Source organism: Wolbachia endosymbiont of Madathamugadia hiepei (assembly GCF_013366855.1).
GTDB lineage: Bacteria > Pseudomonadota > Alphaproteobacteria > Rickettsiales > Anaplasmataceae > Wolbachia.
The window spans coordinates 1-6,827 of sequence record NZ_WQMP01000048.1 but is presented as its reverse complement, the minus strand read 5'-3'; the positions used below and the strand labels follow the sequence as shown (position 1 = coordinate 6,827).

Here is a 6,827-nt window from a genome sequence, read left to right as displayed (position 1 = left end):
GATGCAAAAAAACGTGGTAGTTGGCAAAAAACAAAAGAACTACTGGATTTGGGATCAGAAAAAATCATTGATGAAGTAAAAAAATCTGGCTTAAGAGGTCGAGGGGGTGCAGGATTTTCCACCGGTCTTAAGTGGAGCTTTATACTCAAAAATCCTTCAAAAGAGCAACCAATATATTTAGTAGTTAACGCAGACGAGTCAGAGCCAGGTACATGCAAAGACAGAGATATATTGCGATATGAACCACACAAGCTACTTGAAGGTATTCTTCTAGCTGGAAGAGCAATCTGCGCGTCAGTTGCATATATTTATATTAGGAGTGAGTTTTATAATGAATATTTAGTGCTAAAAAAAGCACTTGAGGAAGCCTATAAGGAAGGCCTGATTGGAAAAAATGCCTGTAAATCGGGCTATGACCTCGATGTATTTATACATAGGGGAGCAGGAGCTTACATATGTGGAGAGGAAACAGCTCAGCTTGAATCAATTGAAGGAAAAAAGGGCTTCCCTCGCATGAAGCCCCCATTCCCTGCAGGTGTTGGGCTTTTTGGCTGTCCAACCACGATAAACAACGTTGAAACTATAGCCATGGTTCCAGATATTCTGCGTCATGGAGGAGAATGGTTTGCGTCTCTTGGCAAACCAAACAATACCGGTACTAAAATATTTTGTATTTCGGGACATGTAAACAACCCGTGTAATGTTGAAGAAGAGCTTGGAATTCCACTGCGCGAGTTGGTCGAAAAATACGCAGGTGGAGTGCGAGGGGGTTGGGGTAATTTACTTGCTGTGATACCTGGCGGATCTTCAGTGCCACTTATTCCGAAATCTGTGTGTGATACCATTGAAATGGATTTTGATTCACTAAGAGCTGCACAATCAAGTCTTGGTACTGCTGCTGTTATAGTAATGGATAAATCAACTGACATAATAGCTGCAATAGAGAGGTTATCGCATTTCTATATGCATGAATCATGTGGGCAATGTACACCATGTCGTGAAGGTACTGGATGGATGTGGAGAATCATGAAAAGGATGGTAACAGGGAACATTAGACCTGGTGAAATAGATAAGTTACTTGATCTTACAACTCAAATAGAAGGACATACGATTTGCGCACTTGGTGATGCTGCAGCTTGGCCGATTCAGGGATTAATTAGGCATTTCCGCCATGTTATCGAAGAGAGAGCACAATTCAGTAGAAGTTGTGCGCGAACATCGTAGCCATATCGGTATCTCAGCCACTAACACATAGCAGAATGTCGATAAACCTTTAGCTATAATATAAAAGCCACACAGGACTATAAATGATGGATCAACATTGCTTTAAAGAGGGTACCCATGTTTTCAGTTAACCTTAGAAATTCACCAAAAATCCTATTTTTTTGTTCATCACTTGCATTTTTTATTAAAACCTGCGTTCTTTCTTTTATACCAAAAAGATATAAAAATTCTCTCTGAGTTAAAATCTCGCAATCTACATGTTTTGATGAATCTCTTAACGCTTGAAAGTTCACAAGTGCAGTAATATCGCTATTACCAACATTTTCAAGAAAATTGGCATATTTGTGTTGCTTTACCGATTGCAGAGTGCTCTTATACTCAGGATATACGTAGCCATAATCTATGATCAAAGCAGCTCCTTTGCTATTGTATATCTTCTCCTCAAGTCTTTTTATTATTTCAATTCCAGCTGAACATACTTCCACTACTGCGCCGTCGAAAAGTTTTCTGTTTGTCATCTGAGTAGCTGATACTGGAACACACAATTCCTTTTTCTGGATCCCAGTGTCAGCTATTTGGGTGACACCATCCTTTTTCCTGGATCCCAGTGTCACGCACTGGGATGACAAAGAGGAGGCACTGGGATCTTTTTTCTGGACCCCAGTGTCAGCTACTTTGGATGACACCCCGTTATCTTGCTTTGCTACCCTATTTTCATACCATTCTCCGTTACGATACACAAACTGGTCTATTGGGAGGGCATCAAAAAATTCATTTGCTAGAAAGATGGTTGGTTGCTCTGGTAGGCTATCGATATTTTCGTGCCAGTTAATATCTAAGCCCTTTAATTTTTCTTTTTGTATCTCCTGTAAAGCAGGACTTATCTCAACTAGGTGGATCGACACTGAATCAAAAAAGTCATTGTATTTTCTAGTGACTCTTATTATATCGTGGATGAGTGTTCCTTTGCCTGGCCCAAGTTCAACCAGAGAAAATTTTGACGGTTTTCCTAATTTTTCCCATGTATGCATTACCCACACTGCAATTATTTCACCGAACAATTGACTGATTTCAGGCGCTGTAATAAAATCACCATCCTTGCCAAGTGGTAATTTACTCATATAATAGCCGTACTCTTTGTGGTATAGAGCAGCATTCATGAAATCACTGATCGATATTGACCCTTGGTTTTTATCAATTAACTTGTGTATATAAGTGAGCATTATTAACAAATGTTTAACTATAGCATGTCATGATATAAAGTATTAGAATATTTATATGTGTAGTATAAACTTGAGAACTTATGGATAATAGTGCTTCAGCTATGGACGACCAAGATACCGCCCTTACACATCAAAATGATGGCATTGAATACAAATTTGAAGGGGTTGTCAAATTTGTAGAAAATAAGGTTATAAGCGCTGATGGGTTGACTTTAGCAGAGGTATTTCAAGCTCTAGTTCAAATGTTAAATGGTGATCTAGAATTGGTAAAAAAAGTGCTAGCGTATGCTAATATTATGGCAAAGCATGGAATGAAGGTAGCAAAAGAATCGCAATTGAGCAGAGCTGATGTCCTTCGAGCTCTAGAAGGCAAAGAGAATGTCAGCAGCAGGCAAGATTTCATAAAGAAACCACCTTCTACACCTGCTGTAAAACCAACCAAAAAGAAAAGTAGAGGTCTTTAGATGGCTGATTCCATAAAAAAATTTACTGTACAATGTGATTTTAAGGGACAACGCTCGCCTTTTGCGATATACATAGGGAATCCAAAAAGCAACACTCATCCAATTCATCATCAAGATTCCTGGCTTGTAAAAGAGCGTGGAGGTAATATCCCAAGTAGAGTAAAAGAAAGCTTGCAGAAATTATACAAGTTGTCTCAGGAAAATGGAGTTTCTTTCCCAGAGCTTTGTGCGTATGCCATTACTATAGTTAATAATGATAAAAAAAATGACAACAAGAAATAGATCCCTTGCATTTCTGCCATAATGCAGGAGATCTAGCAAAGCAGTTTAATTCCTCAATATTTCATTTATAGAAGTTTTCGATCTTGTCTTTTCATCCACTTTTTTTATTATAACTGCGCAATAGGTTGAAATGTGATTTTTAGATGGGATAGATCCTGGTACCACCACAGAATAAGGTGGCACTTTGCCATAAAGTACTTTATTTGTTTCTCTATCAATAATTTTTGTTGATGCTCCAATAAAAACTCCCATGCCTAAAACCGCCCCTTCTCTTATTATAACACCTTCGGCTATCTCGCTGCGCGCCCCAATGAAGCAATTATCCTCTATAATAACTGGAGAAGCTTGAATAGGTTCTAAAACTCCCCCAATTCCCACTCCTCCAGAAATATGGCAGTTTTTTCCCACTTGTGCGCAGCTACCAATCGTTGACCAAGTATCTATCATTGTGCCTGAATCAATATAAGCACCAACATTAACAAAACTTGGCATCAGAACAACACTTGTACCTATGTAGGCAGATTGACGGACAAAACACCCAGAAACCGCTCTAATTTTTAACTGGCAAAACCTTTCTTCATTCCATCCATCAAATTTATTGTTGATCTTATCACACCACCAATTGTTACTACCTATTATTTTACTCTCTTCAGTGAGGAAATGTAATAATATTGCCTGCTTTATCCATGTATGCACTACCCACTTTCCACCTGACAGCTTTTCTGCCACTCTAATTTTGCCACTGTCTAAGAGCTTAATTACCTCTCTAATTATCACTTTTGCTGCTTTTTTTGCACTGCGGTCGCCAAGCTCATGCCTGTTTTTCCAGATATTTTCCACATCACTTTGTATTTTTTCTAGCTGCAGGTATTCCATCTATTACATATTGACAATAAGTTTATAGTTTTGTATAACTTGAACTTGTTACTACTCATGTGTAAGTGCTGTGAAAATACAATGCAACAATTGTACTAAAACTTACTTAGTATCCTCCGAGCAAGTAGACAAGCTTGGAAGGAAAGTAAAGTGTACAAACTGCAACCATACATGGCATGAATATTTACAAGAATCAGACGAGCTGCATACTACTGGTATACAAGAAAAGAAAGTTGGCGGAAAGAGTTTTTTAGTGTTTACTGCTTTGGCTTTTGCCATAGTAGCAGGATTGTGTATCGCAATAGCTAATCCTAAGGAAATGGATAAGGTATACAAAACGATCGGTTCGTATAAGGATTCAATAAGCTACAAATTAGGGTATAAGAAAAAGCAAACCGATAGCCCGAATATAAAAAGGCTTGCTGCAAGTAAATTTTATCAAGACTATCTTTTTTTAACTAATTTAAGATCTAGTTAATGTGACATTAGATCTCTTGCATTATGGCGGAAAGCAGATTATGTAATAGATAAATATTTCTTGTATTCCAGCCTGGGTTAGTTTATCCTTTAAGTAAGAGTTACCTAGGGGGCATAGCTTAGTTGGTAGAGCATCTGTTTTGCACGCAGAAGGTCAGCGGTTCGACCCCGCTTGCCTCCACCATATAACATTTCACAAAACCCGTTACAGTAATTCACTTTATAGCTCAAACAACCTTCTGATACTAAATCCCCATGGACAAATTAAAAAAAATCGCCTTTTGCCTAGAGGTTTAGCGAATTTATGATGCGTTCTATTTGACTTTCCAATAACGAGGTTGGTATCAGAAAAAGTTCCACCTTATTCCTTTAACCTTGTAATGATGTTCTCTCTGCCGATAAAAATTAATAGTTTAGCGAGTTCTGGACCTGTTTTTGTCCCTGTTAGGGCTAAACGTAGCTGCATAAACAAGTCTTTTGCCTTTATATCCACTTTCTGTTGAATAGCTTTGACCCACTCTGATAATGTGTTCTCATTACAACCGCCTTGAGGCAATGCATTGAGAGCAACTTTTGCAAATTCCTTATCGAGAATTACAGGTTCTATATTGGACTTACATATCTGCCACCACTTAGCAACTTCAGAAAATCTCTCTATATTGCTTCTTATAAAATACCAAAACTCCGAAGAGCTCACTCCAATTTGATTTAAACGCTCTCCCACCATTGCAAATGACATTTGTTGTAGGACTTTGCTATTTAGCTTATACACTTCACTTAAGCTAAACTGCGCAGATGCTGAGCTAAATTTTTCAATGTCAAATGAGTCAATTAAAGACCGAATGCTAACATGAGCCTCGATAGGGTCTGAAGTTCCAAGTTTTGCTAAATAACTAGCTAGTGCCACTGGTTCAATTTCATCTTCTTTGATGGATTTGATATCCAGTCCACCTTTGCGTTTTGATATCTTGCTATCATCAAAATGTAGCAGAGGAAGGTGAGCAAATGTCTGGACTTTCGCTTTTAATGCTTGAATCATTTGTATCTGCACTGCGGTGTTAGTTACATGATCTTCCCCGCGTACAACATGGGTTACGTTAAAGTCAATATCATCAATAACAGAAGGTAACATGTATGTGTAAATTCCATCTTCTCTTTTTACTATGGGATCACTGATGTGACTTGTTGCAATACTTATTCCACCTTTAACTTCATCATTCCAGTTAACAACTTCGTTTCTATCCAACTTAAATCTAAAATGTGGTTTTCGTCCTTCCTGTTCATAACGAATTTTCTCTTGCTCAGTGAGAAATAATGCGCTCCTGTCATATACCGGTGGTAGGCCCTGTTTTAGCTGCAATTTACGTTTTATATCTAATTCTTCTCTTGTTTCATAGCACGCATAAATATGTCCTTCTTTTATTAACTGCAAAGACACCTCATTGTAGCGCTCAGAACGCTCTGATTGCTTAAAGTTTGAATCCCAATCTATACCGACCCATCTCAGGTCTTGTATGATGCTGTCTACGCATTTAACATCTGAACGCTGGAGATCAGTGTCATCGAAACGAAGTAGAAACTTTCCGTTCTGACTACGTGCGTACATCCAGCAAATGAGTGCAGTGCGAACGTTTCCTACATGAAGGTAGCCAGTTGGGCTTGGAGCGAATCTTGTTAACATCCAATTTATGGTTCTGATTTGTTTTAATTTTATATAAATATATGGCCAAAGCAAGGTCCGTTGATGTAGATGCAACCGCTTGGACCTGAAAAGGGCGTTATCCAAGCAGTTGACACTGGCTAAAACGGAACGAAAAAACCACTTGGCAAATTCCTCCAGCCCCCCTCACCATGATGTTTATAACAATGTTATAAAAAATAATATCATAGAATTCAATAGGACAATTCCTATTGACCACTCATCTACAAAAAGCCAAATCGTGTTAATGCTGTTTGGATGTAAAAGATAAGCCAAATTTTTACAAGAAGACATCCCAACCAGACCATCACAACTGTACGAACATTGCAATTAGCAGGTAATTTGCGTAACAGACGGTATCATCCCAGTGCTCCGATACTGAGATCCAGCCTTTCCATAATCATCAAAACGTCGTATTTTAACATGAAACAGCTACTTTTATACTCACCAACTTAATAACGCTAACTATGGATTAGCCGATAAAGAAAGAACTGGAAATAGAGGGCTTTTTGGGTTGCATGGAATATGAAATAAGCGTAGAAAAGATGTGAACTAAAAAGTTAATAGGAGATCTATGGCGAG

7 protein-coding genes, 1 tRNA gene and 1 pseudogene are annotated in these 6,827 nt (G+C 38.2%); 5 read left to right on the top strand and 4 right to left on the bottom strand.

The features are described 5' to 3' along the window. Positions 1 to 1,224: NADH-quinone oxidoreductase subunit NuoF (nuoF, locus tag GO685_RS02595; RefSeq protein ID WP_175937448.1), on the top strand; the 1,224-nt coding region annotated here is incomplete at its 5' end. 77 nt (positions 1,225 to 1,301) lie between these two features. On the opposite strand, the gene GO685_RS02590 is transcribed toward nuoF, so the two are convergent. Further along, positions 1,302 to 2,447 (bottom strand): class I SAM-dependent methyltransferase, encoded by a 1,146-nt coding sequence (locus tag GO685_RS02590; protein ID WP_175937447.1) that lies wholly within the window; start codon positions 2,445 to 2,447, stop codon positions 1,302 to 1,304. Between the two features lie 80 nt (positions 2,448 to 2,527). On the opposite strand from GO685_RS02590, the gene GO685_RS02585 reads away from it, so the two are divergent. Continuing rightward, positions 2,528 to 2,911, top strand: a complete 384-nt coding sequence (locus GO685_RS02585) for a hypothetical protein (RefSeq protein ID WP_175937446.1) — start codon at positions 2,528 to 2,530, stop codon at positions 2,909 to 2,911. Next, positions 2,912 to 3,193: a DUF2610 domain-containing protein gene (locus GO685_RS02580; RefSeq protein ID WP_175937445.1), complete on the top strand. Its 282-nt coding sequence runs from the start codon at positions 2,912 to 2,914 to the stop codon at positions 3,191 to 3,193. 45 nt (positions 3,194 to 3,238) lie between these two features. Here GO685_RS02580 and dapD read toward each other — a convergent pair whose 3' ends face one another. After that, the gene (dapD, locus tag GO685_RS02575; protein WP_175937444.1) at positions 3,239 to 4,069 is read right to left on the bottom strand and encodes a 2,3,4,5-tetrahydropyridine-2,6-dicarboxylate N-succinyltransferase; all 831 of its coding nucleotides are present in this window, start codon (positions 4,067 to 4,069) and stop codon (positions 3,239 to 3,241) included. A gap of 70 nt (positions 4,070 to 4,139) precedes the next feature. Here dapD and GO685_RS02570 point away from each other — a divergent pair, with 70 nt between their 5' ends. Both GO685_RS02570 and GO685_RS02565 read left to right on the top strand, forming a co-directional pair. Beyond that, a complete protein-coding gene (locus GO685_RS02570) occupies positions 4,140 to 4,547 on the top strand; it encodes a zinc-ribbon domain-containing protein (RefSeq protein WP_175937443.1) in 408 nt (135 codons plus the stop codon). 107 nt (positions 4,548 to 4,654) lie between these two features. Next, positions 4,655 to 4,730: transfer RNA gene (locus tag GO685_RS02565), tRNA-Ala, on the top strand. Between the two features lie 177 nt (positions 4,731 to 4,907). Here the strand turns inward: GO685_RS02565 and gltX are convergent. Continuing rightward, positions 4,908 to 6,227 carry a glutamate--tRNA ligase gene (gene gltX, locus GO685_RS02560; protein ID WP_175937442.1) on the bottom strand — a complete coding sequence of 440 codons (1,320 nt, stop codon included), beginning with the start codon at positions 6,225 to 6,227 and terminating at the stop codon, positions 4,908 to 4,910. 490 nt (positions 6,228 to 6,717) lie between these two features. Beyond that, positions 6,718 to 6,827 (bottom strand): annotated as a pseudogene (locus GO685_RS02555) (IS982 family transposase); the annotation flags it as partial.